Origin of the sequence: Rhizobium sp. N621 (assembly GCF_001664325.1) — a bacterium.
Lineage (GTDB): Bacteria > Pseudomonadota > Alphaproteobacteria > Rhizobiales > Rhizobiaceae > Rhizobium > Rhizobium esperanzae.
The window spans coordinates 412,287-436,719 of sequence record NZ_CP013495.1; the positions used below are offsets into that span (position 1 = coordinate 412,287).

Annotated in this window: 21 protein-coding genes; 3 read left to right on the top strand and 18 right to left on the bottom strand. The window is 62.7% G+C overall.

Annotated features, from left to right (window positions below; all coding sequences use genetic code 11):
• Positions 1 to 14: 14 nt before the first annotated feature.
• Positions 15 to 1,385: an IS1182 family transposase gene (locus AMK00_RS02045; protein WP_064809302.1), complete on the top strand. Its 1,371-nt coding sequence runs from the start codon at positions 15 to 17 to the stop codon at positions 1,383 to 1,385.
• Between the two features lie 147 nt (positions 1,386 to 1,532).
• On the opposite strand, the gene AMK00_RS02050 is transcribed toward AMK00_RS02045, so the two are convergent.
• The 14 genes from AMK00_RS02050 to AMK00_RS02115 form a co-directional block, all read right to left on the bottom strand.
• Complete coding sequence (locus tag AMK00_RS02050) at positions 1,533 to 1,952, bottom strand: helix-turn-helix domain-containing protein (RefSeq protein WP_011423753.1); 420 nt, start codon at positions 1,950 to 1,952, stop codon at positions 1,533 to 1,535.
• A 147-nt stretch (positions 1,953 to 2,099) separates the two neighbouring features.
• A complete protein-coding gene (lnt, locus tag AMK00_RS02055; protein ID WP_064809398.1) occupies positions 2,100 to 3,704 on the bottom strand; it encodes an apolipoprotein N-acyltransferase in 1,605 nt (534 codons plus the stop codon).
• A gap of 110 nt (positions 3,705 to 3,814) precedes the next feature.
• Positions 3,815 to 4,960: a hemolysin family protein gene (locus AMK00_RS02060; RefSeq protein WP_064809399.1), complete on the bottom strand. Its 1,146-nt coding sequence runs from the start codon at positions 4,958 to 4,960 to the stop codon at positions 3,815 to 3,817.
• Positions 4,957 to 5,472, bottom strand: a complete 516-nt coding sequence (gene ybeY / locus AMK00_RS02065) for an rRNA maturation RNase YbeY (RefSeq protein WP_064800438.1) — start codon at positions 5,470 to 5,472, stop codon at positions 4,957 to 4,959. The genes AMK00_RS02060 and ybeY overlap by 4 nt, the downstream gene beginning before the upstream one ends.
• Positions 5,472 to 6,524 (bottom strand): PhoH family protein, encoded by a 1,053-nt coding sequence (locus AMK00_RS02070; protein WP_064800439.1) that lies wholly within the window; start codon positions 6,522 to 6,524, stop codon positions 5,472 to 5,474. The genes ybeY and AMK00_RS02070 overlap by 1 nt, the downstream gene beginning before the upstream one ends.
• 18 nt (positions 6,525 to 6,542) lie before the next feature.
• Positions 6,543 to 7,952 (bottom strand): tRNA (N6-isopentenyl adenosine(37)-C2)-methylthiotransferase MiaB, encoded by a 1,410-nt coding sequence (miaB, locus tag AMK00_RS02075; RefSeq protein ID WP_064800440.1) that lies wholly within the window; start codon positions 7,950 to 7,952, stop codon positions 6,543 to 6,545.
• Positions 7,953 to 8,000: 48 nt separating this feature from the next.
• Positions 8,001 to 8,798 (bottom strand): lysophospholipid acyltransferase family protein, encoded by a 798-nt coding sequence (locus tag AMK00_RS02080; RefSeq protein ID WP_064805853.1) that lies wholly within the window; start codon positions 8,796 to 8,798, stop codon positions 8,001 to 8,003.
• Positions 8,799 to 8,825: 27 nt separating this feature from the next.
• A complete protein-coding gene (locus AMK00_RS02085) occupies positions 8,826 to 9,254 on the bottom strand; it encodes a Fur family transcriptional regulator (protein ID WP_064800441.1) in 429 nt (142 codons plus the stop codon).
• Between the two features lie 81 nt (positions 9,255 to 9,335).
• Positions 9,336 to 9,830, bottom strand: a complete 495-nt coding sequence (locus tag AMK00_RS02090; protein WP_064800442.1) for a GNAT family N-acetyltransferase — start codon at positions 9,828 to 9,830, stop codon at positions 9,336 to 9,338.
• Between the two features lie 2 nt (positions 9,831 to 9,832).
• Entirely contained in the window at positions 9,833 to 10,495 is a 663-nt protein-coding gene (gene tsaB, locus AMK00_RS02095; protein WP_064800443.1) for a tRNA (adenosine(37)-N6)-threonylcarbamoyltransferase complex dimerization subunit type 1 TsaB, read from the bottom strand.
• A gap of 89 nt (positions 10,496 to 10,584) precedes the next feature.
• Complete coding sequence (locus tag AMK00_RS02100) at positions 10,585 to 11,151, bottom strand: NifU family protein (RefSeq protein ID WP_064693562.1); 567 nt, start codon at positions 11,149 to 11,151, stop codon at positions 10,585 to 10,587.
• Between the two features lie 109 nt (positions 11,152 to 11,260).
• Positions 11,261 to 11,752, bottom strand: a complete 492-nt coding sequence (locus AMK00_RS02105) for a universal stress protein (RefSeq protein ID WP_011423764.1) — start codon at positions 11,750 to 11,752, stop codon at positions 11,261 to 11,263.
• 111 nt (positions 11,753 to 11,863) lie between these two features.
• The gene (gene trpS / locus AMK00_RS02110; RefSeq protein WP_064800444.1) at positions 11,864 to 12,928 is read right to left on the bottom strand and encodes a tryptophan--tRNA ligase; all 1,065 of its coding nucleotides are present in this window, start codon (positions 12,926 to 12,928) and stop codon (positions 11,864 to 11,866) included.
• An 87-nt stretch (positions 12,929 to 13,015) separates the two neighbouring features.
• Positions 13,016 to 13,423 carry a VOC family protein gene (locus AMK00_RS02115; protein WP_064809401.1) on the bottom strand — a complete coding sequence of 136 codons (408 nt, stop codon included), beginning with the start codon at positions 13,421 to 13,423 and terminating at the stop codon, positions 13,016 to 13,018.
• 186 nt (positions 13,424 to 13,609) lie between these two features.
• Here AMK00_RS02115 and AMK00_RS02120 point away from each other — a divergent pair, with 186 nt between their 5' ends.
• Complete coding sequence (locus AMK00_RS02120) at positions 13,610 to 14,038, top strand: YcbK family protein (RefSeq protein ID WP_064809403.1); 429 nt, start codon at positions 13,610 to 13,612, stop codon at positions 14,036 to 14,038.
• Positions 14,039 to 14,247: 209 nt separating this feature from the next.
• On the opposite strand, the gene murJ is transcribed toward AMK00_RS02120, so the two are convergent.
• The 4 genes from murJ to mutS form a co-directional block, all read right to left on the bottom strand.
• The gene (gene murJ, locus AMK00_RS02125) at positions 14,248 to 15,828 is read right to left on the bottom strand and encodes a murein biosynthesis integral membrane protein MurJ (RefSeq protein WP_064809405.1); all 1,581 of its coding nucleotides are present in this window, start codon (positions 15,826 to 15,828) and stop codon (positions 14,248 to 14,250) included.
• A gap of 10 nt (positions 15,829 to 15,838) precedes the next feature.
• Positions 15,839 to 18,742: a [protein-PII] uridylyltransferase gene (locus AMK00_RS02130; RefSeq protein ID WP_064809406.1), complete on the bottom strand. Its 2,904-nt coding sequence runs from the start codon at positions 18,740 to 18,742 to the stop codon at positions 15,839 to 15,841.
• 131 nt (positions 18,743 to 18,873) lie between these two features.
• Positions 18,874 to 19,149 carry a hypothetical protein gene (locus tag AMK00_RS02135; RefSeq protein WP_064800449.1) on the bottom strand — a complete coding sequence of 92 codons (276 nt, stop codon included), beginning with the start codon at positions 19,147 to 19,149 and terminating at the stop codon, positions 18,874 to 18,876.
• Positions 19,150 to 19,160: 11 nt separating this feature from the next.
• Positions 19,161 to 21,887 carry a DNA mismatch repair protein MutS gene (gene mutS, locus AMK00_RS02140; protein WP_064809408.1) on the bottom strand — a complete coding sequence of 909 codons (2,727 nt, stop codon included), beginning with the start codon at positions 21,885 to 21,887 and terminating at the stop codon, positions 19,161 to 19,163.
• Positions 21,888 to 22,000: 113 nt separating this feature from the next.
• Here mutS and AMK00_RS02145 point away from each other — a divergent pair, with 113 nt between their 5' ends.
• Positions 22,001 to 24,283, top strand: coding sequence for an NADP-dependent malic enzyme (locus AMK00_RS02145; protein WP_064809410.1), 2,283 nt, complete (start codon positions 22,001 to 22,003; stop codon positions 24,281 to 24,283).
• Positions 24,284 to 24,433 lie beyond the last annotated feature (150 nt).

Below are 24,433 nucleotides of genomic sequence, written 5' to 3' on the forward strand. Positions count from 1 at the left end.
TGATTCACTGGGACATGTTGAAGAAACCCAGCCCTGAACAGACAGCTCTCGAGATGGTGACGCTCGATAGTCTGGTGCCAAAGGATCACCTGCTTCGCAAGATCGAGGCGGTGATTGACTTCTCCTTCATCCACGACCGCGTTGCGGGATTGTATTGCGCCGACAACGGCCGACCACCGCTCGATCCAACCTTGATGTTCAAGGCGTTGTTCATCGGCTACCTGTTCGGCATCCGCTCCGAGCGGCAGTTGGTGCGCGAGATCGAGGTCAATGTCGCCTATCGCTGGTTCTTGCGGATGAAACTGACGGATGGGGTGTTCGACGCCTCGACCTTGTCGCAGAACCGGCGCCGGCGCTTCAACGATACGGATGTGGCGCAGGACATCTTCGACCATATCGTCGAGCAGGCGATCGGCCATGGGCTGGTCGATGGCACGGTGCTCTATACGGATTCGACCCACCTGAAGGCGAATGCCAACAAGGGCAAATATGATCTTGCGATGATCGAAAAGTCGCGGTCCGACTATTGGGCCGATCTCGACCGGGCGATCGATGCGGAACGCCTGGTGCGCGGCCAGAAGCCGTTGAAGGAAAAGGCGCGCGCGCCTGAGGTCAGGGAAACCAAGGTGTCGCGCACCGATCCCGACAGCGGCTACATGGTGCGCGACGGCAAGCCGAAAGGCTTCTTCTATCTCGACCACCGCACGGTGGACGGCCGGCACGCCATCATCACCGACACCCATGTCACCCCAGCCAATGTGCATGACAGCATCGTCTATCTCGATCGGCTGGACCGTCAGCGCCAACGCTTCTCCTTCGATGTCAAAGCGGTCGGGCTCGATGCGGGCTATGCCACATCCGGCATTGCCAGAGGGCTCGAACAACGCGACATCCTCGGCGTCACCGGCTATCGCAATCCGACGCCGCCCAAGCCTGGCATGATGCGCAAGTCGAAGTTCGTCTACGATGGGCAAGAAGACGGCTACCGCTGCCCGCAAGGCCAACTGCTCGCCTACGCCACCACCGACCGCAACGGCTATCGCCACTATCGCTCCGACCCGGTGATCTGCTGCGACTGCCCCTTGCTTGCATCCTGCACCTCGAACGCCGCCTCGACCCGCACCATCACCCGACACGTCTGGGCCGAAGCCCGCGAGCGGACCGATGCCAACCGACTGAAGCCTTGGGGCAAAGCAATCTACAAGCGGCGAAAGGAGACGGTCGAACGCTCCTTCGCGGATGCCAAACAGCTTCACGGACATCGCTATGCCCGCTTCCGAAGTCAAATCCGCGTCGCATGCCAGTGCCTGCTGGCAGCCGCAGCGCAGAACATCAAGAAGATCGCAATGGCCCTCACAACGGCACCAAAACCAACGCCCGCATGAGGCGATGACGCCTCCGAAAGCCCGCCATCGCAAGTCGTTCAAGCCACCAATATCAATACAAAACAAAACCCCGCCAAAAAATGACGGGGTTTGTCAGCAGCCTGAGCGGTCTTTCGACCGCCTTTCTGTTTCGCAATAAGAGCTGGATCAGTCAGCGTCGGCTTCGGCAGCGAGCGCCTTGACCAGTTCCACGACCTTGCGGCGAACCTTGGGATCGGAAATCTTGACGAAGGCGCGGTTGAGCTGCAGGCCCTCCGAGGAGGAGAGGAAGTCTACGACGTAATTCGAGCTGGAGGCTTCGGCCATGCCGCCGGCGGCGCCGGCATGTTCGCCGGGCGCATCCTCGAAGAAGAAGGAGACCGGAACATTGAGGATGCTCGAGATGTTCTGCAGACGGCTTGCGCCGACACGGTTGGTGCCCTTCTCATATTTCTGGATCTGCTGGAAGGTGATGCCGAGGCTTTCGCCAAGCTTTTCCTGACTCATGCCCAACATCGTTCGGCGAAGGCGAATGCGGCTGCCAACATGGATGTCGATCGGATTCGGTTTCTTCTTATTTTCAATCATGGTCGTGCCCTAGCTACGAATTTCTGTTTCCAACCGGCATGCCCCTGATCCATCCCAAAACGCCACGTTGTAAGCGGCGGGAACCCGCCGATAAACATACGTTAAGAACGCCGATTGACACCACTATGCAATTTTAGGGGTTTTTGGTCAATTCAACCCTAAAATAAAACCTCCGCGTGAAATTAGCGCAATCAATATCAACAGTGCTTCGGTCAACCAGAAGTATGTCTGAAGGGGGTATGAGGTTCCGAACGCATTGCCGAACCCATCAACAGTTGCATCAATAAAGCCGGTCTCACCAAGATCGAGGCCTGCGATGATTTCCCCGTGTGCGTTCACGAGTGCCGATATGCCGTTGTTGGCGTCGCGAATCAGCGGCAGGCCGGTCTCGACTGCCCGCACCCGCGCCTGCTGAAAATGCTGGTAGGGTCCGGGCGTGATGCCGAACCAGGCATCATTGGTGAGGTTGAGGAGCGCGTTGGCATCCACGATGTCGCCGGTCATTTCGCCCGGAAAGATGATCTCGTAGCAGATCAGCGGATAAAGATTGAGGCCGCCCGGCAGCGCCAGCAGGTGCCGACTTGCGGCGGCCGAAAAGCCGCCCGGTATCTCGACGACATTCTGGATGCCGAGTTCGGTGAGGATGTCCTCGAAGGGCAGATATTCGCCGAAAGGCACCAGATGCACCTTGTCGGAGGCGGCGATGATCTGGCCGCGGCCGTCGATCACATAGATGGAATTATAGTAGCGCACCGGGGTGCCGGGCCCCATCTCCTCGGCGCGCACCGCGCCGGCGATCAGGATCTGGTCGTCGTCGAGCGTATCGGCGATGCGCGTCAGCGCATCCTGGTTGTCGGTGAGGATGAAGGGGATCGAGGTTTCCGGCCAGACGATGATATTGGGTTTGCGGCCGCCATTCCTCGGCGCCTCGGCGGAAAGCTTCAGATGCGTCTCGAAGATCGCATTGCGATCGGCGTCGTTGTCCATCTTCGCCGCCTGGTCGATATCCGGCTGCACCAGCCGCACCACGGGCCGCTTGTCCTCAGGCAACGGCGCGGGCCGCGGCGCCAGATAGAGAGCGTAGGCTCCGTAGCCGATATGGGCGGCAAACAGCAGGGTGGCGAGCGCAATTCCAGGCTTCGCGCCCTGTCGCGTCCCGATCAGCGCCGGGACGGAAAAGACGAAGACGGCAAGTGTCGTCACCCCCATCGCGCCGATCACATGCGCTGACTGCATCATCAGCGGAACGGGCATCAGGCCATAACCGATGGCATTCCAGGGAAAGCCGGTGAGGATCGTGCTTCGAAGCCATTCCATCAGGCCGAAGCCGGCCGCAAGTGCGGCGATCCGTCCCATGCCGTCGGACCAGACGATCCGGGCAAGTGCAGTCGCCAGCCCGTAGAAGACCGCGAGGCCGGCCGGCAGTCCGAGGACTGCCAGGGGCAGTGCCCAGGCAAATTCCTCCGAATCGACCAGCAAGGCGTGACCGATCCACCAGAGGCCGGCGACGAAATAACCGAAGCCGAACAGCCAGCCGATGGCAAAGGCTGGCCATAGCCTGCCGATCAGGCCGCTTTCAGGAGAAGCCGCCGCCCCGTCGATCAGCCAGACGAGCAGCGTGAAGGAGAGAAACATCGCCGCGAAAAAGCCGAAAGGCGGCAGCGCCAGCGCGGCGAATGCTCCAGCGGCGACGGCCAGCAACGACCGTTTTACCCCCCAGACGAGGATAACCCTGTCCGCAAGCCGCTCCATGCGCACTCCCATCACACCGCGAATCAACCCATTCGCAGTCTTTCAAAAAAGCGGCTCTTTGTCCTGTTCCGCATCGGCCCGAAAGGCGATTCCGATTTTCGTACCGATGCCTAGTTGGTGGTCGATTCGGCCGGCCGGTCGTCGCCGGTCTCGGATCCGGGCGTGATGTCGCCAGCCTCCTTGGCGCGGCGGCGGATCGCGTGGCGCTTACGGGTGATGCGCAGCCGCTTGATGCGGCGCGGATCGGCGTCGAGGATGTGGAATTCGAAGTTCGGCAGGGCCTGAACGACTTCGCCGCGGACTGGGATGCGGCCGAGCGCGGAGAAGATCAACCCGCCCAGCGTGTCGACCTCGTCGACCTGTTCGCTGATGTCGAAATCCGGTCCGATCGCTTCGGCGATCTCTTCCAGCTCGACACGGGCGTCGGCGACGAAGACGTCTTCGGCGACGCGCTTGAACATCACCTCTTCGTCGTCATGTTCGTCGTCGATGTCGCCGACCACCATCTCGACGATGTCCTCATGCGAGGCGAGCCCGTCGGTGCCGCCATATTCGTCGATGACGAGCGCCATCTGCGTACGGTTCACCTGCATCCGGCGCAAGAGGTCGGAGGCCAGCATCGACGGCGGCACGAACAGGATCTTGCGGATGATGCCGGCTTCGGCCAGCGTCTTCTGCAGATCGACCCGGGCAAGATCGAAATTCGGCTTGGTCGAGCGCGGCGGCTTCTGAATGTTCTCCGGCGCGACCTCGATCGCCGGCGCTGCAGCGGCCGGCTTTGCCGGACCGCGGCGCTTGTTGCGCGCCTGCTTGGCGACATAGGAGAGCAGGTCGCGGATATGGACCATGCCGCGCGGGTCGTCGAGCGTATCGGCATAAACAGGCATGCGCGAGCGGCCGGATTCCTCGAAAAGGATCATCAGCTCGCCGATGGTGATGTTCTGGTCCACCGCCTCGATATCGGCGCGCGGTACCATCACGTCGGCGACGCGCACCTCGCGAAAGCGCAGGATATTGTGCAGCATCGCCCGTTCGTCGGGCGAAAAAGCGTCGTCGCCGGCCGCATCGGTCATCAGCGCATCGGCAAGATCCTCACGCAGTCGCGAGCCCTGCTGCGGGCGGAGAATGCGGGCGGCGCGCGACCAGAAGGATTGGGATCGGCCGGATGGCCGACTACTACTGCCGACCTCATCCGAAGATGAGGATGGCTCGGAGTCCTTGGCGTCTGCCGCCGGCTTCGTCGTAAAGTCGCTCATGGTTCCATTTTAAGGTCTTGACCCTCGTAGGGATCAGATAGGCCGAGCTGCGCCAAAATGCGAGTCTCCAGCGCCTCCATAATTTCGGCTTCGGCATTATTCATATGGTCGTAGCCGAGAAGATGCAAGAAACCGTGCACCAGCAGATGGGTCAGGTGGTCGTCGAAGCTCTTTTCGAGTTCCTGGGCTTCCCGCTCCACCGTCTCCCGGGCGATGATGATGTCGCCGAGCATCGGCCCGGGCAGCTTGCCCCGCTGAACCGGAAAGGCCGGGAAGGAGAGCACATTGGTCGGCTTGTCCTTGCCGCGCCATTCGGCATTGATGTCCTGGATCGAGGCATCGTCGGTAAAGACCAGCGAAACCTCGGGCGGCATCGTCGGAAAGGGCTGCTTCTCATTGTCGCGCAGATAGACCGCGGCGGCTCCGAGCACGCGCTCGCAAAAAACCAGCAGCGTTTCCTCGCCGGGCCAGCCGATGTCCTCGATGCTGATCTGGATATCGAGTTCGGCCATCAGCCCTGCCGACCGACGTCTTCGGCTTCGACAAGATAGGTGGCATCATAGGCTCTGACGATGCGGCCGACCAGCGGATGACGCACGACGTCGGTGTCCTTGAAGCGCACGATCGAGATGCCCTCGACGCCGTTCAGCAGCTCCAGGGCCTCGACGAGGCCGGATTTGACGCCGCGCGGCAGGTCGATCTGGCTCGGGTCGCCGGTGACGATCATGCGGGCATTTTCGCCGAGGCGCGTCAGGAACATCTTCATCTGCATCGACGTCGTGTTCTGCGCTTCGTCGAGGATGATGGCGGCGTTGGCGAGCGTGCGGCCGCGCATGAAGGCGAGCGGGGCGATTTCAATGACGCCGGCGGTGATCGCCCGATCGACCTTGTCGGCCGGGATCATATCGTAGAGCGCGTCATAGAGCGGGCGAAGATAGGGGTCGACCTTTTCCTTCATATCGCCGGGCAGGAAGCCGAGGCGCTCGCCGGCCTCGACGGCCGGGCGCGACAGGATGATCTTTTCGACCGCGCCGCGCTCCAGCATCTGGGCGGCATGGGCGACGGCGAGATAGGTCTTGCCGGTGCCGGCCGGGCCGACGCCGAAGACGAGCTCGGCGCGCTCCAGCGCCCTGATATAGGCGTCCTGCGTCGGCGTGCGAGCGATGATCGTCTTCTTGCGCGTCGAAATCTGCGCCATTGTCAGCTTGGCCTTGCGCTCCATGGTGGGAAGGCTGAGCTGATCGTCGGCGGCGACCGCCATGCGGATTGCGCCCTCGACGTCTGATCGTTCCACGCTGCCGCCTTTCTGAAGCTTTTCATAGAGATAATCGAGCGTGCGCCGCGCCTGATTGGTGGTCACGACATCGCCCGATATGACGACGGAATTGCCGCGCGCCCGCGCATCGATGTTCAGCCGCTCCTCGAGCAGCTTGAGGTTCTGGTCGAACTGGCCGAAGAGTTCGCTGGCGAACCGATTGTTCTCGAACGTCAGGACGAAGTGATTGGTGTCGCTCGGCGTGCGGGGGTGGCGCGGTGAAGAAGAAACCAATTCTTGTCCGTTCAAGCGGTCGGGCTCCTTGGGTTAAACCGCAGCCTCTGCGCGTTCGGCAAACAGGCTGTTCGTTCCGGTTCCGGTGATTCGCACTTTGATAATGTCACCGATTTGCGATGCTTTTGCATCAACATTCACGGATTGAAGCCAGGGAGAACGTCCGATCAGCTGGCCCGGCATGCGGCCCGGCTTTTCGAGCAGCAGATCGATCTCCTTGCCGATGCAGGATTCGGCAAATTCCTGCTGCTGCTTCAAAAGAAGCGCTTGCAGGCGTTCCAGCCGTTCTGCCTTGATCTCTTCCGGCACCTGGTCCTTCAGTTCCGCGCCGGGGGTGCCCGGCCGTGTCGAGTATTTGAACGAGAAGGCCTGCGCGTAGCGCACCTCCTCCACAAGCCTCAGTGTATCCTCAAAATCCGCGTCTGTCTCCCCCGGAAAGCCGGTGATGAAATCGCCCGACAGCGCGATGTCGGGCCGCACGGTGCGGATGCGGTCGATCAGACTGAGATATTCGGCGGCCGTGTGGCGCCGGTTCATCGCTTTCAGAATGCGGTCGGAGCCCGACTGCACCGGCAGGTGCAGATAGGGCATCAGCGCCCTCAGGTCGCGATGCGCCTCGATCAGCCGGTCGTCCATGTCGCGCGGATGGCTGGTGGTGTAGCGCAGTCGGGCAAGGCCGGGGATTTCGGCAAGACGGTACAGCAGGTCGCCGAGGCTCCATGCCTCGCCCCGCGGTCCGGCGCCGTGCCAGGCATTGACATTCTGGCCGAGCAGGGTGATTTCGCGCACCCCGGCTTCGACCAGCTTTTCGGCTTCCTCGACGATCTGGGAAACCGGCCGCGACACTTCCGAGCCGCGTGTGTAGGGCACGACGCAGAAGGTGCAGAACTTGTCACAGCCCTCCTGCACCGTCAGGAAAGCGGTAACGCCGCGGGCGCGGATCTTCCGGCTCTCGGCAATCGGCAGATGTTCGAACTTGTCCTCGATCGCATATTCGGTGTCGACGACGCGCTGGCCCTGTTGGACCCGGCGCAGTGCTTCCGGCAGGCGATGATAGGTCTGCGGGCCGATGACGACGTCGACGGCGGGCGCCCGGCGCAGGATCTCCTCGCCTTCGGCCTGGGCGACGCAACCGGTGACGCCGATCATCATCTCCTGGCCCTCGGCTGCCTTCTTCTTTTTCATCTCGCGCAGCCGTCCGAGCGCCGAATAGACCTTCTCGGCCGCCTTCTCTCTGATATGACAGGTGTTGAGCAGAACGAGATCCGCCTGTTCCATGTCTTCGGTCGGTTCGTAGCCGTCGCGAGCAAGCGCATCGCTCATGCGCATGGAATCGTAGACGTTCATCTGGCAGCCATAGGTCTTGATGAAGACCTTGCGGCTGTTGCTGCCGTCACGGAGAGAAACCTCTGGGGCCTGAAGGAGGGCGTTATCCTGTGTCATGGCGCGCTATTTAGTGGTTTTTGCCGTCCGAGAAAAGAGACTCTCGGCTCACCCGACACTGCGTCCGCGCAGGCTTGTGTTGAGAAGGCTGCGGATGCGCGAGGCGATCGTCGCGCTCACCTCCTTGCGATTGCTGTCGGCGCGGTATTCCACCGCCTCACCGAAGGAAACTTCCGCGTCGATGGCGCCGCATCTGAGGATGTCGATCAGATGCGGTAGGAGCTCGATATCCCCAGGCCAGGCGGCGAGCGGCCGGTGGTAGCGTCCCATCGGAATGCCGTGCACCCTGGTATAGGCAACGGCCACCGGCTGCACCACGACGGTTCCCGTCGGCGAATAAGGCACCGCCATCGCGGCAGCGCCGAACAGCGACGACTTGACCTCCAGCAACCGGTTGCCGTCCGATGTCGTGCCCTCCGGAAAAAGCACGACGATTTCCCCGTCGGCCATGCGTCCGGCGATTTCATTTGCCTGATGGCCGGTCTTGCGCCTCTCCTCGCGCACGACGAACACGCTTTTCTGCAGCTTGGCGAGGGTGCCAAAGATCGGCCAGTCGCTGACTTCGATCTTGGCGATGAAGGCGACGTCGGCGACCGCCGACAGGACCATGATGTCAAGCCAGGACGAATGGTTGGAGCAGAGCATCAGCGGCCGACGGTCTTCCAGCCTGCCGGTCACCCGGACGCTGATGCCGAGACAATAACAGATGATACGGTGCCAGACGCGCGGAAGTCTGCGGCGCAGCCGCCAGTCGAAACGCAGGGCCAACACCTGCAGCGGCATGAGCACGATGCTGACGGCAAGGATCACGACCGCAGCGAAGGCAATGCGCAGCCAGGCGATCAAATGCGGCACTCCCGGGCTGCCATCGCTTCAGAGATCGTCCTTCTTCAACGGAATGCCGTAGAGCTCCAGGCGATGGTCGACCAGCTGGAAGCCGTGCTCGCGGGCGATGCGCTCCTGCAGCGCCTCGATCTCCGGCGAGCGAAATTCGATGACCGTGCCGGTTTTCAGGTCGATGAGGTGGTCGTGGTGCTCTTCCGGCACTGTTTCGTAGCGCGAGCGCCCGTCGCGGAAGTCGTGGCGGGCGATGATGCCGGCGTCCTCGAACAGTTTGACGGTGCGATAGACTGTGGAGATCGAGATCTTCGCATCGACCTTCACCGAACGGCGGTAAAGCTCTTCGACGTCAGGATGATCTTCCGACTCTTCGAGGATGCGTGCGATCACGCGGCGCTGCTCGGTCATGCGCATGCCGCGTTCGGCGCAAAGCTCCTCAAGGGTCTTGGCTACATCGGTCATGGCCGCCTCTAGAGATATTCGTGTTTCGACATGCCTGCACGGCGTTCGTGCCGGTGCGGATGTCATCTTTCTGCCACGGAACTATCGAAGAACGCGCTTCATGACAAGCGCCGTGGAGCGGGCGCCGTTTTCCTGCTTGTAGTAGCCTTGGCGCTCGCCGACCTTTTCAAAGCCGAGCTTGCGGTAGAGGCCGAGTGCGGCCGTATTGCCGCTGTCGACCTCGAGAAACATGCTCTCGCCGCCACGCGCCCGCGCCTCGCGCATTGCTGCCTGCATCAGCCGCCAGCCCAGCCCGGCGCGGGCGACCTTCGCCTGCACGGCAATCGTCAGGATCTCGGCCTCGCCGGCGACCTCACGCGCAAGGATAAAGCCGGGAAGCGACTTTTTCAGGATGGCGTTGGTCTGGCGCGCGACGAAGCCGAAAACAGTCTCCTGCGACAGCAGGCTGTGGAATTCGCCGTCGCCCCAGGGCCGGGCGAAACGCTCGCCATGCAGGACGGCGACGTCGCGGCAATCCTCGCGCTCCATGGCGATGATTTCGAATTCCGGCTTCAGCGTCAGATAGGCTTCCAGCATCGTCACACTCGTCGCGCAATCGCATATCCGGCCTGCGGCTTGGCATCCGGTCCGCGCAGATAAAGGGGTTTGGGCTTTCCGACATCGGCAGGGGCGGCAGCCCCCAGACGCGCGACAATCGAAATCGGAAAGACGTTGGGGTGATCGCCACGGGTGCCGGCCTTCAGGAGCGGCGTTGCCGAACCGGTGATTTCACCATCGAAGCCGGCGGCGAAAGCCTGGGCCTCGGCGAGACTTGCCGCCCGCGGCTGATCGAGCGGGGAACCATCGGCTGCGAAGGACTGGAGATAGATTTCGTCCCGCTTGGCGTCCATCGCCGCCAGCACGGCGCGGCCGGGCGTCTTCTCACGCTGCGCGGCGGCCATCACCTCGAGCGTGGTGACGCCGACGACGGGCACATTGAGGGAAAGCGCAAAACCGCGGGCTGCAGCAACGCCGACGCGGATACCGGTAAAGGAGCCAGGGCCGATGGTGACGGCAAGGCGGTCGATCTGAGAAAGTGTCACTCCCCCCTGATCCAGCGCGCGATCGACGATACCGATCAGATGTTCAGCATGCCCCTTGCCGATCATGTCCGATGCCTCCCCCAGCACCGTATTCCTGCCGCTGTCATAAACGGCGGCAGCGCAATCCACACCTGCCGTGTCGAGCGCCAGAACGATCATGCCATCAATTTCCGAATAAACTGTTTGTCGCCTAACCATAAACCGTCCAACCGAACCTGAGATGAACGGCCGGAGCGAATTCCAAATTCTTAAGCGGCAATGACTTCCTGCACTTCTGGAACAAAATGGCGCAGCAGGTTCTGGACGCCGTGCTTCAGCGTCGCCGTCGAGGACGGGCAGCCGGAGCAGGAGCCTTTCATGTTCAGATAGACCTTGCCGTCCTTGAAGCCACGGAAGGTGATGTCGCCGCCGTCCTGGGCGACGGCCGGGCGCACGCGGGTCTCCAGAAGCTCCTTGATGGTCAGCACGATCGATTCGTCGCCTTCGTCAAAGAACTCGTCGCCGGCATCGGCATCCTCGGAAAGGATGGAAGCATCCCCCATGACCGGCTTGCCGGACATGAAATGCTCCATGATTGAGCCAAGGATAGCCGGCTTAAGATGCTGCCATTCGGCGTTGTCCTTGGAGACGGAAATGAAATCATAGCCGAAATAGACGCCGGTAACGCCAGGGATTTCGAACAGCCGAGCGGCGAGCGGCGAGGCTTCAGCCTCTTCGGCGCTGCGGAATTCGGCGGTGCCGTTTTCCATGACGACCTTACCCGGCAGGAACTTCTGTGTGGCGGGGTTCGGCGTGGCTTCGGTCTGAATGAACATCTGGCTCTCCATGTGACAGGCTCGAGACCTCGGCCGTCTTTAGAATTCTTCAAAAGAAGATAAGCCCATTGCCTGGCCTAATCAAGAGACTTGTACTCAAGAAATAGGCTCAGCAGAGGGCGTCGATTTCCTCGTTGGTCAGCGTATCCGGCAGGACGGTGACGGGGATCGGAAACGCCGCCGCGCGTCCGGCGACCGACGAAACCAGTGGTCCCGGGCCTTCTTTCGCCGAGCCGGCGGCAAGAACGAGGATCGCCACATCGCGGTCTTCCTCGATGACGGCGTTGATCTGCTCGGCCGCACTGCCTTCACGGATGACGACCTCAGGCTCGATGCCGATCGTCTCGCGCACGATCTGGGCGATCTTTGCGACGGTTGCCTCGGCTTCCTCGCGCGCCTCGGCCCGCATGATCTCTTCGACGCCGAGCCACTGCTGGAAATCGCCGTTGGGGATCACATAGAGCAGCACCAGGCCGCCATTGGAGTTCTTCGCGCGCCGGCCGGCATAATGAACGGCGCGCTGGCATTCGGGTGTCCCGTCGATCACCGCCATGAATTTGCGCCGGTGACCTTCGAGCCGTGAGAGTCGCTTCGATACCATGGCGCGGACTCTGACACCCGAAGCGGAAAAATTGCAAGTGCAGTTTTTTGGCGCCTCGCGCTCGGAAGGAGATCCCCTTCTCCCCCAGAAGGGCAGAAGAGGAGATCTGCCTCAGTAGAGGAAGCCGATGACGTCGCGCACTTGGCTCATCGTCACTTCAGCGCGGGCTCTCGCCCGTTCGCTGCCCTTGCGCAGGATCGCGTCGATATGGCTGGTATCGTCCATCAGCCGCCGCATCTCGCCGGTGATCGGCGCCAGCACATGGATGGCGAGATCGACCAGCGCCGGCTTGAAGACGGAGAATTGCTGGCCGCCGAACTCGGCCAGCACCTCGGTCTTCGATTTGTCGGCGAGCGCGGCATAGATCGCCACCAGATTGTCGGCTTCCGGCCGGCCCTGCAGCCCGTCGACCTCGCTCGGCAAACCGTCTGGATCGGTCTTGGCCTTGCGGATCTTCTTGGAGATTGCCTCCTCGTCGTCCATCAGATTGATGCGCGAAAGATCGGAGGGATCGGATTTCGACATTTTCTTGGTGCCGTCGCGCAGCGACATGACGCGCGGCGCCGGCCCGCCGATCAGCGGCTCGACCATCGGGAAATAAGCATGCACCGGCTCGTCGCCGACGGTGATGTCGATGCCGTAGCCGCTCTTGCGAATATGCTCGGCATAATCGAGGTTGAACTTCATCGCAATGTCGCGGGCAAGCTCCAGATGCTGCTTCTGGTCCTCGCCAACGGGCACATGGGTGGCGCGGTAGACGAGAATGTCGGCGGCCATCAGGCTCGGATAGGCATAGAGGCCGAGCGAAGCCTGCTCGCGGTCCTTGCCGGCCTTGTCCTTGAACTGCGTCATGCGGTTCATCCAGCCGATCCGGGCGACGCAGTTGAAGATCCAGGCGAGTTCCGCATGTTGCGGCACGGCCGATTGATTGAAGACGATGTGCTTTTCCGGATCGATGCCTGCGGCGATGAAGGCGGCGGCGATCGAGCGCGTCTGGCTCGGCATATCCTCGTGCACCAGCTGGGCGGTGAGCGCATGCATGTCGACGACGCAGTAGATGCAGTCATTGCCTTCCTGCAGCGCCACGAAGCGGCGGATCGCGCCGAGATAATTGCCGAGATGTAGATTGCCGGTTGGCTGTACGCCGGAGAATACGAGTTTCTTGAATTCGCTCATGTCGTCCTCAATAGGCTGGTGGAGGGCCCCAAGGCTTCTCGCCTGTGTTGCTAACGCCGCGGCTTATGCACGGGCGGCCGGTCGCAATCAAGAGGTTCGGGCTGCGGCATGCTGGATCAGGTCGAAGGTGTTGCCGTAAGGATCCGCAAAGACGGCAACCGTGCCGTAAACCTCATGTCTGGGCTCCTCCAGGAAGCACACGCCGGCGCCGATCATCGCGGCATAATCGCGGGCGAAATCGTCGGTCTTCAGGAAGAAGCCCACGCGGCCGCCCGTCTGGTTGCCGATCGCCGCGCGCTGCGTCTCGCTTGCCGCCTGCGCCAGCAGAAAGGCGGCGCCATCTCCGCCTTTCGGCTTCACCACCACCCAGCGTTTGCCCTCAGGCTGCTTTTCGTCTTGAAGGCAATCGAAACCGAGGGTGCCGCAATAAAAGCGCTTGGCGCGGTCGTAATCGTCGACGACCAGAGTGACGAGAAAAAGAGACTGGACGGTCATGTGATCTCCTGCATTTGGATGTTTATTCCACCTAGAACGCGAAGGATGCTCATTTTTAAGCCGAATTGATCAGCCTTCTTAGTTCAAATTGAGTATAAAATTTCACAGAAAAGCTTTTATTGAACTGAAAATCCTCGGCCGTGCTGGCCAGTCCATTGATCGCCAGCCTAACCGCCCGGAGGGACCATGCAGAACGTCAGTTTGCTCGCCATGGCAGGCCTTTTCGCTCTACAATCCGCAACCGACGCCGCCGGTCAAGACAGCAAGAGACCGGTCATTCATCTTCCCAAGCATGAGGCGCGTCTCGCCTATGCGGTCCAGACCGTCAGCGTGCGCGCCGACTGTTTTCCAGAGCGCCTGCGAGCGATCCTCTCGCATATCGCCGCAAAGACCGGACGCCGCCCGATCGTCACCTCCGGCCTCCGGCCTCATCCCCGCCGTCATGGCTCCCTGCATGGAAAATGCCTGGCGGCCGATATCAGGGTGCCGGGTCTCTCGGAACGAACAATCATTGCTGCCGCCAGGACAGCTCCTGGCATCGGCGGCATCGGCAGCTATTGCAACGGCATCATTCATGTCGATGTCGGGCCGCAACGGCGATGGGTCGATTGTTAAGCGACCGAGGAAAATGTGCAGGGGTTTGTGCATTTGCGATGGTGGCTTTTGCCCCTCACCCTAACCCTCTCGCGTAAACGGGGCGAGGGGACATGCCCTACGAGAGTCTTGAGAGAGGCATGACGGTGCGGCAAGTCCCTTCTCCCCGTCAGAACGCGAGAAGGTGGCGGCAGCCGGATGAGGGGCCGGTATTGGCAATTACCCTGGTTTCACGCATCCTTCGCCGGCACCGGCTTGCGGTTCAGATTGCGCCGGATCATGCCGAGGTCCGCCCCGCCGATCAGGAAAGCGGCGGCGAAATAGATGAGCATGGCGATTGCGATCAGCAGCCCCAGCGTACCAACCTTGCTCAGAAGCGGCGCGCCGGAGGCGAGCCATGGCGCCCAATATTGCTTGAGGAAGACGATCGCCGCGCCCATGACGGCCGAGGCGACGATCAGCAGGGCGGCGCGTTTTGCCAATGCCCATTCCCATGTCAGATGGCCGCGGCGCAGAAGCGTGGTGAACAGCAGAAACGTGCTGATCCAGCCGGCGGTGGCTTCGGCGACGGCGATGCCAGGCGCGCCCATAAAAGGAAAGAGGGTCAGCGCCGTCGCGCAGTTGGTCCCCACTGCGATCGCCGAGAAGCGCATCGGCGTCTTGGTGTCCTCGCGGGCATAAAAGCCCGGCTGCAGCGCCTTGATCAGCACGAAAGCCGGCAGGCCGATGCCGTAGATCGCCAGGATCGAGCCGACCACCGCGGTGTTTTCCTGATGGAAGGCGCCGCGCTCATAGAGCACGCGGATGATCTCGTCGGAGAGGATCCAGAGCGCGAAAGCGGCAGGGATGGTCAGGAACAGCACGAATTCGATCGAGCGGTTCTGCAGGTTTGCCGCTTCGCGCAGCGCCCCGCCCTTCAGTGCCCGGGCAAGCTCCGGCAGCAGCACGACGCCGACGGCGACGCCGACGACGCCGAGCGGAAGCTGATAGATACGGTCGGCATATTGCAAGGCGGCGATCGCGCCGTCGCGGGAGGAGGCGATCGCCTGGCCGATCAGCTGGTTGATCTGGGTGATGCCGCCGGTGACGGCGGCCGGCACGGCCAGAATTAGCAGCCGCTTGACGTTGGGCGTCATTTTCGGGAAGCGCAAGCCGATGCTCATGCCGGCCGCCAGCACGCCGATATAGACGACCGCGAGCTGCAGCACCCCGGCGGCAAGAACGCCCCAGGAGAGATACCAGGCTGTCGCGAGCGGATCGGCCCCGGTATAGAGCGAATAAAACAGCGCCCCGATCATCACCACGTTGAGGAAGACGGGGGCGATGGCGGCGGCGAAGAAATGATGCAGCGAATTCAGCATGCCGCTCATCATCGCCGTCAGCGACATGCACATCAGATAGGGAAACATCACGGCCGCCATGCGGATCGTGATCGAGAACTTGTCGGGATCGTCGGCAAAACCCGGCGCGATGATGAAGCGCACCAAGAGCGGCATGGCAAGCTCCATCACGATGGTGATGAGGAGCAGCACCGAAAACAAGACGCCGAAGACTTCTTCCGAAAAGCGCTTGGCGCCGTCCGTGCCGCTCGCCTCGATTTCCTTGGCAAAGAGCGGCACGAAGGCGGCATTGAAGGCCCCTTCGGCAAACAGCCGGCGGAAGAGGTTCGGAAAACGGAAGGCGGCGTAGAAGACGTCGGCCATCGGCCCGGTGCCGAGCGCCGCCGCCATCAGCGTTTCACGGGCGAAACCGAAAATCCGGCTGCCGAGAGTGGCGCCGCCGACGGTCGCGAATTTCTTGACGAGGCTCATGCTTTGGGGCTCATGCGGGGGAATCGGCTTTCTTTTCGGCTGCGGGGGATGTTCGGGTGGCGGCGGGCGCGATGATGCCGGAGGGCATGCGCTCGCGCAGTTCGTCCTGCTCCTCCGCCATCACGGCCTTCATCCGGGCGGTGATATTGGCGCGCTTGCTGTCGCCGGATATCTTCTGTCCCACGAGATCAGTGACGTAGAAGGTGTCGATCACCTTCTCGCCGAAGGTGGTGATGCGCGCCGACTGGATGTCGAGCGACAGATCGGAGAGCACGGCGGTGATCTCCGACAGCAGGCCCGGCCGGTCGAGGCATTCGACCTCGATGACCGTGAACTTGTTCGACAGGCTGTTGGTGATATTGACCGAGGGCGGAATGTCGAAAGCCTTGCTTTTCTTGCGGTTGCGCGTGCGCGTGGCGATGACCTCGGGCAGGCGCTTGCGGCCGGCCAGTACATTCTCGATCATCCGCCCGATCGTGCCGGCGCGGCGCAGTTCGTCGGCATCGTCGGCAAATTCGCGGCTGACATGGATCGTATCGAGCGCCCGTCCGTCCGAGGTCGTGAAGATCTGCGCATCGACGATATTGGCGCCCGCCGCAGCACAGGCGCCGGCAATGACGGCAAGCAGCCTGGGATGGTCGGGCGACAGCACGGTGATTTCAGTGATGGCGTGGAAACTGTCGGTGCGCACCATGGTGGCGAGCGCCTGGCCCGCCTTGTCGGCCTGGCGGATGAAATCGGCGTGGCGGAGCTGGTCTTCCAACGGCACGGAGAGCAGGTAGGGCTGGTAATGCAGCTTCGTATAGGTGTTGCGGTCCTTCTGGCTCCAGTCGGAAAGGGCGCCGCGCAGCGCCTCGGCGGCGGCATTGGCCCGCTCCTTGCGGGAGACCTCCGAAAAGCCGCCGGCCAGCAGCAGCTCGGTTTCGTAATAGAGCGTGCGCAGCAGCTGGCCCTTCCAGCCGTTCCAGACGCCGGGGCCGACGGCGCGAATATCGCAGATTGTCAGGATCAGAAGCATCTTCAGCCGGTCGAGCGACTGCACGCGGTCGGCAAAGTCGATAATGGTCTTGCGATCGGTGAGGTCGCGGGTCTGCGCCACCATCGACATCGTCAGATGTTCCTCGATCAGCCAGACGACGAGTTCCGTCTGCTTCTGGGACAGTCCGAAGCGGGCGCAGAGCTTGCGGGCGACGCGGGCGCCGGCGATCGAATGATCCTCCTGGCGGCCCTTGGCGATGTCATGGAGGAGAACGGCGAGATAGAGCGCTTCGCGATCCTCGATTCCCGAGATCAGCTTGTTGGCGAGCGGATGCAGATCCTCCGAGCGCGACTTGTCGATCTCCGAGAGAACCTCGACGGTGCGGATCAGATGCTCGTCGACCGTATAATGGTGATACATGTTGAACTGCATCATCGCGACGATCTTGCCGAAATCGGGGATGAAGCGGCCGAGCACGCCGGCCTCGTTCATGCGGCGCAGGATCAGCGCCGGGTCGCGCTTCGACGTCAGGATCGACATGAAGAGGCGGTTGGCCTCGTCGTTTTCCCGTAAGCTGTTGTCGATCAGCGCGAGTGAACGGGTGACGCGTTTCAGCGCGTCGGGATGGAATTCCAGCCCGTTGATGTCGGCGACGTGAAAGAGCCGCAGGATGCTGACCGGGTCGCGCTTGAAGACATCGGCGTCGGCGAGAGCGATGCGGCCGCGGTCTTCGACGAATTCGACGCTGCCGGCGATTTTGCGGGTGCGATGGGTAAAGCGGCTGATAACGCCGGTGAGACCCGGGATCGATTTCGCCTGCTGGTCTTCGAGTGCGGCGCAGAGGATGCGTGTGAGATCGCCGACATCCTTGGCCACGAGGAAATAATGCTTCATGAAGCGCTCGACCGCCGAGAGGCCGGGGCGGGTGTGATAACCGAAGGCCTCGGCGATCTCGCGCTGGATGTCGAAGGACAGCCGCTCCTCGGCCTTGCCTGTCAGGAAGTGCATATGGCAGCGCACCGCCCAGAGAAAATCGTCGGCTTTCTGTAGCAGGCGATATTCGTGTTTCGACAAGACGCCGAGCTTGATCAGCTCCGCCTGGTCGCGCACGTGGTAGTAATATTTCGAGATCCAGAACAGCGTGTGCAGGTCTCGCAGCCCGCCCTTGCCTTCCTTGACGTTCGGCTCGACCAGGTAACGCGTGTCGCCTGCCTTGCGGTGGCGCTCGTCGCGCTCCGCCAGCTTGGCGGCGATGAATTCGGGGCCGGTTCCGGTGACGATCTCCTTGTCGAAGCGGGCCTCGAGCTCGGTTTCCAGCCGCTGCAGGCCGCAGATATAGCGCATCTCGAGGATCGCGGTACGGATCGTCATGTCGGACTTGGACAGCGCGATGCATTCCTCCACCGTGCGGGTGGCGTGGCCGACCTTGAAGCCCATGTCCCAGAGCACGTAAAGCATGAATTCGACCGCCTTGTGCGTCTCCTCCGCCGGCCTCGGCGGGAAGAGGAAGAGCAGGTCGATATCGGAGCCCGGCGCCAACGTGTCGCGGCCGTAGCCGCCGACGGCGGTCACCGCGAATTTGTCCTTCTGCAGCGGAAAGATATGGGCAGTGGCGAAATTATAGAGGACGGTGATGATCTGGTCCTGCAGCCAGGAAATCCGATAGGCGCAATTGAGACCGCTGCCGTCGGCGGCAAGGGCCGCGCGCGCCTTCTGCCGGCCGTCCGTGCTCGCCTTTTTCAGCGCCGCGAGAAGATCGGCGCGCATGATGTCGGGCCGGTTCCGATTGGCCTCGGCAACGGCGTCGCACTGCTTCTGCAAGAGCTCGGCGTCGAGGATCTCCGAGAAATCGAGGTTGCGCGTCGCGCTCACAGGGCTGGTTTCCTGTTCATGCCGGGCTGCCTGATCGAGGCTCGCCTCACGTTTCGTCTGCATGCGCTATAACCTCTTTGCCCGGCGATTGACACGGGCCTTCGTACTGCAAGAACCTTTAAATTTGGCGAAATGGTGTTGCCATGCTGCGATGCGGGACGCTTTGCCGCAAGCGGCGGCCTTTCCGTAAAGCCTCAGTCTGCGACCTGCGCATGCAGCGAATACAGCACCTGCCGGGTCTCGCGCTGGATCTCCTCGAGCGTCGCCCTGTCGCACTCGCGGTAGCCCGCCTTGGCGATCGACGTTCCGAGTTCAGAGATCATAGCGCAAGAGCGGGTGATTTTCAGCAGGCCGATCGGCGATGTCCAGCCGCGCGCGTTGCGGTCTTTGTCGGCGCGCCGCATTGTGTCGAGCATGGAGCAGATGAGCGACAGACGCTCGGTTTCGCGAACCAGCTTCTCCATGAACATCGGCTGCGCTCCTATTTCAGCTTTTTCTTGAGATCGTAAAGCGCGTCGATCGCCTCGCGCGGCGTCATGTCGTCAAGGCTCATCGCCTTCAGCGTCTCCTCGACCTTCGATGGGCCGCGGGTCGTGTCCTCGCGGCGCACCGCCACCTGGAAGAGCGGCAGGTCGTCGATCAGCTGGCTCGCCGGGTTCTTGCGGTCGGCATCTTCGAGGCGGGTGAGCACGTCGCGGGCCCGCGACACGACCGAGGCCGGAAGCCCGGCAAGACGGGCGACCTGGATGCCGTAGGAGCGGTCGGCGGCACCCGGGCCGACCTCGTGCAGGAAGATCACGTCGCCGTCCCATTCCTTGACGCGCATCGTGGCGTTCGATAGCCGGCCAAGCTTTTCCGACAGCACGGTCAGCTCGTGGAAATGCGTGGCGAACAGACCGCGGCAGCGATTGGCCTCATGCAGGTGCTCGACGGCGGCCCAGGCGATCGACAGGCCGTCGAAGGTGGCGGTGCCGCGGCCGATCTCGTCGAGGATGACGAGCGAGCGGTCGCTCGCCTGGTTGAGGATCGCAGCCGTCTCCACCATCTCGACCATGAAGGTCGAGCGCCCGCGCGCCAGGTCGTCGGAGGCGCCGACGCGCGAGAACAGCCGGTCGACGATGCCGATATGGGCGGACGTCGCCGGCACGAAAGAGCCCATCTGCGCCAGGATCGCGATCAGCGCGTTCTGGCGCAGAAAGGTCGATTTACCGCCCATGTTCGGGCCGGTCAGCAGCCAGATGGCGCCGTCCTTGGCGCCGTCCTTCGGCGAAAGATCGCAATGGTTGGCGACAAAGGGGCCACCCGCCTGCCGCCGCAGTGCCTGCTCGACAACAGGATGACGGCCGCCCTCGATGGCAAACATCTTCGAGCCGTCGACCTGCGGCCGGCAATAGGCCTGCTCTTCGGCGAGCAGCGCGAGACCCGCGGCGACGTCGATGACGGCCAGCGCCCGGGCGCCTGATTTGATCGCCTCGGCTTCCGCCACGACGGCCGCCGTCATCTTGTCGAAGGCTTCGAGTTCGATCGAAAGCGCCCGGTCGGCGGCATTGGCGATGCGGCTTTCGAGATCGGCAAGTTCCGTCGTGGTGAAGCGCATCGCGCTCGCCATCGTCTGGCGGTGGATGAAGCGGGCCTTGGCTTCCGCCGTATCGGTCATCGGGCCGGCATTGCCGGCGGTGACCTCGATGAAATAGCCAAGAATATTGTTGTGCTTGATCTTCAGCGAGCGGATGCCGGTTTCCTCGGCATATTGCAGCTGCAGCCCGGCGATGACGCGGCGCGACTGGTCGCGCAGCGCCCGGACCTCGTCGAGTTCGCCGCTGGCGCCGTCGCGCAGGAAACCGCCGTCGCGCTTGAGCAGCGGCAGTTCGTCGGCGAGCGTCTCGGCAAGCAGCGTTTCCAGGCTCGCGGGAAGCGCTTTCAGTCCGGACAGCGCCTCGCCGAGTTCTTCCGGCAGCATGGCGGTGGCGAGCAGATCCGCGAGGCCGCTTGCGGCCTGCAGGCCCTGGCGGATGGCCGCGAGATCACGCGGGCCGCCGCGGTCGAGCGCCAGGCGCGAGAGCGCCCGCGGCATGTCGGGCACATGTTTCAGCGTATCGCGCAGCCTGCCGCAGAGCGAGGGCTCGTCGATCAGGAAGCCGATCGAATCGAGCCGGGCATTGATGCGGGCGGGGTCGGTGAGCGGCGACATCAGCCGCTCGGCGAGAAGCCTGGCGCCGCCGCCGGTGACGGTGCGGTCGATCGCCTTCAGCAGCGAACCGTTGCGATCGCCCGACAGCGTGCGGGCAAGCTCGAGATTGGCGCGGGTGGCCGGGTCGATGAACAGCGTCGAAGCGGCACTTTCCCGCTCGGGCTGCCCGAGCGGCGGACGCTCGGCGATCTGCGTTTTCTCGACATAGGCGACGGCGGCTGCGGCTGCCGCAAGCTCGGCGCGCGAGAAGCTGCCGAAGCCGTCCAGCGTCGAAACGCCGAAATAGCGGGCGATCCGGCCTTCGGCGCTGGCGCTGTCGAAGAGCACCGCCGGCTGCGGCACCGCCGTGCGGCCGAGCACGTCAAAGACGGGTTTCAGCTCGGGATCGTGGAAAATCGTATCGGGCAGGATCAGCTCGCGCGGATCGATGCGCAGGATGTCGGCGAGCAGGCGCGAACTTTCCGTCTCCGCCAGCCGGAAGACGCCGGTGGAAATATCGATCCAGGCAAGTGCCAGCGCCGGTTCGGCCCCGCCGCGAATGCGGGTGAGCGCCATCAGATAGTTGGATTCCGAAGGCGATAGCAGCTTTTCCTCGGTGATCGTGCCCGGCGTGACCAGCCGCACGACATCACGCTTGACGACGGATTTGCCGCCGCGTTTCTTTGCTTCGGCCGGATCCTCGACCTGCTCGCAGACGGCGACGCGGAAACCGAGCGAAATCAGCTTCTGCAGATAATCGTCGGCGGCATGCACCGGCACGCCGCACATCGGGATATCCTGGCCCATATGCTGGCCGCGCTTCGTCAGCGTGATGCCCAGCGCGCGCGAAGCCTCCAGCGCATCCTCGAAGAACAGCTCGTAGAAGTCGCCCATGCGATAGAACAGCAGCGAACCCGGATTGTTCGCCTTGATCTCGATATATTGCTCCATCATCGGCGTCGCCGAGGCACGGCTTTCCGCCGTGGCAAGCTCGGCAGCCGAAAAGGCTTCATTTCCTGTGTCTATTCGTGCGTTCACGGAGGTGCAGTTTTTCCCAAAAAAACAGGTGCCAACCCTATCCGTGCGCCGCTATAGATGACAACAGCATTTGAGGAAGAGCAAAGCGTCGCCCACAGGACGTTGGAGGATTTATGCCCGATATCGATAAGAAGGACCGGCCGACGACATCAGTGACCGACCAGGAGGCGCTCGATTTTCATGCGATGGGCCGGCCCGGCAAGCTGGAGATCAATCCGACCAAGCCGATGGCAACGCAGCGCGACCTGTCGCTCGCCTATTCGCCCGGTGTCGCCGTCCCCGTCAAGGCGATCGCCGCCGATCCGCAGACGGCCTACGACTACACGGCGCGCGGCAACATGGTCGCGGTTATCTCCAACGGCACCGCCATTCTCGGCCTCGGCAATCTCGGCGCGCTCGCCTCCAAGCCGGTCATGGAAGGCAAGTCGGTGCTGTTCAAGCGCTTCGCCGACGTTGATTCCATCGACCTCGAGATCGATACCGAAAATGTCGACGAGTTCATCAATTGCGTGCGCTTCCTCGGCCCCTCCTTCGGCGGCATCAACCTTGAGGACATCAAGGCGCCGGATTGCTTCGTGATCGAAAGCCGGCTGCGCGAGCTGATGGATATTCCGGTGTTTCACGACGATCAGCATGGTACGGCGATCATCGCCGCCGCCGGCCTGATCAACGCGCTGGAGCTGACCGGCCGCGACCTGAAGACGACGAAGCTCGTCTGCAACGGCGCGGGCGCGGCGGCGATCGCCTGCGTCGAACTGGTCAAGGCGATGGGTTTTGCCCCTGAAAACATCATCCTCTGCGATACCAAGGGCGTCATCTACCAGGGCCGCACCGAGGGCATGAACCAGTGGAAATCGGCGCATGCGGCCAAGACCGACGCCCGCACGCTGGAAGAGGCGATGAAGGGTGCCGACGTCATTTTCGGCCTGTCGCAGAAGGGCGCCTTCTCGGCCAAGATGATCCGCTCGATGGCGGATCGGCCGATCATCTTCGCCATGGCCAATCCCGATCCCGAAATCACCCCGGAGGAGGTGGCCCGCATCCGCGACGACGCCATCATGGCGACCGGCCGCTCGGACTATCCGAACCAGGTCAACAACGTCCTCGGCTTCCCCTATATCTTCCGCGGCGCCCTCGACGTGCGCGCCTCGACGATCAACGACGCAATGAAGATCGCCGCCGTCAACGCGCTGGCCAATCTGGCCCGCGAGGACGTGCCCGATGACGTGGTCGCCGCCTATCAGGGCAACCGGCCGCGTTTCGGCGCGCAATACATCATCCCGGTTCCATTCGATCCGCGGCTGATCTCGGCCATTCCGGTCGCGGTCGCCCAAGCCGCGATCGAGACCGGCGTTGCCCGCAAGGTCATTACCGATATGGCCGGTTACGCCCGCGAGCTTTCGGCCCGCCGCGATCCGATCGCCTCGACGCTCGCCAGCCTCTACGAGCGGGTGCGCCGCCGGCCGAAGCGGATCGTCTTTGCCGAAGCCGAGGAAGAGCAGGTCCTGCGTGCAGCATTGTCCTATGCCAATCAGCAGCTCGGCACCGCGCTGCTGCTCGGCCGCGAAGACCTGATCCGGGCGACGGCGGAGCGCGCCGGCATCGATCTCAACCGCCCCGGCCTGGAGATCGTCAACGCCCGTATCTCCACCCGCGTCGAGGCCTATATCGATTATCTCTATGCCAGGCTGCAGCGGAAGGGTTACCTTCACCGCGATGCCCAGCGGCTGATCCACAATGACCGCAACCATTTCGCCGCCACCATGGTAGCGCTTGGCGACGCCGACGGCATGGTGACGGGCATCACCCGCAACTATTCGACCGCGCTCGAGGATATACGCCGCTGCATCGACGAGAAGCCCGGCCACCGCGTTATCGGTGTGTCGCTGGCGCTCTGCCGCGGCCGCACTGTCTTCGTCGCCGATACGGCCGTGCATGATATGCCGACGTCCGAAGAGCTTGCCGACATCGCCGAAGAGGCTGCCGGTCTCGCACGGCGCATGGGTTATCAGCCGCGCGTCGCCTTGCTTGCCTATTCCACCTTCGGCCATCCCTCCGGCGAACGCTCCGAGCGGGTGCGCGAAGCGGTGAAGATCCTCGACAAGCGCCGCGTCGATTTCGAATATGACGGCGAGATGGCCGCCGATGTGGCGCTGAACCGCAAGGTGATGGAGCAATATCCCTTCTGCCGGCTCTCCGGCCCCGCCAACGTGCTCGTCATGCCGGCCTTCCACTCGGCCTCGATCTCGACGAAGATGCTGCAGGAACTCGGTGGCTCCACCGTCATTGGCCCGATCCTCGTCGGCCTCGACAAACCGGTGCAGATCACCTCGATGGGCGCCAAGGACAGCGACATCGTCAACATGGCGGCGATCGCCGCCTATGGCGGTTCGTAAGGCCACCTGCCCGCATAGCGAGCTATTTAGTGACAGGGGAGATCGGCGAGATCAGCCCCTCATCCGCCTGCCCGCAGCTTCTCCCCGCTTGCGGGGCGAAGGGAGCGTGCCGCGACCTCTCAGTTCCTCGCAGATCTCTCATAAGGCACG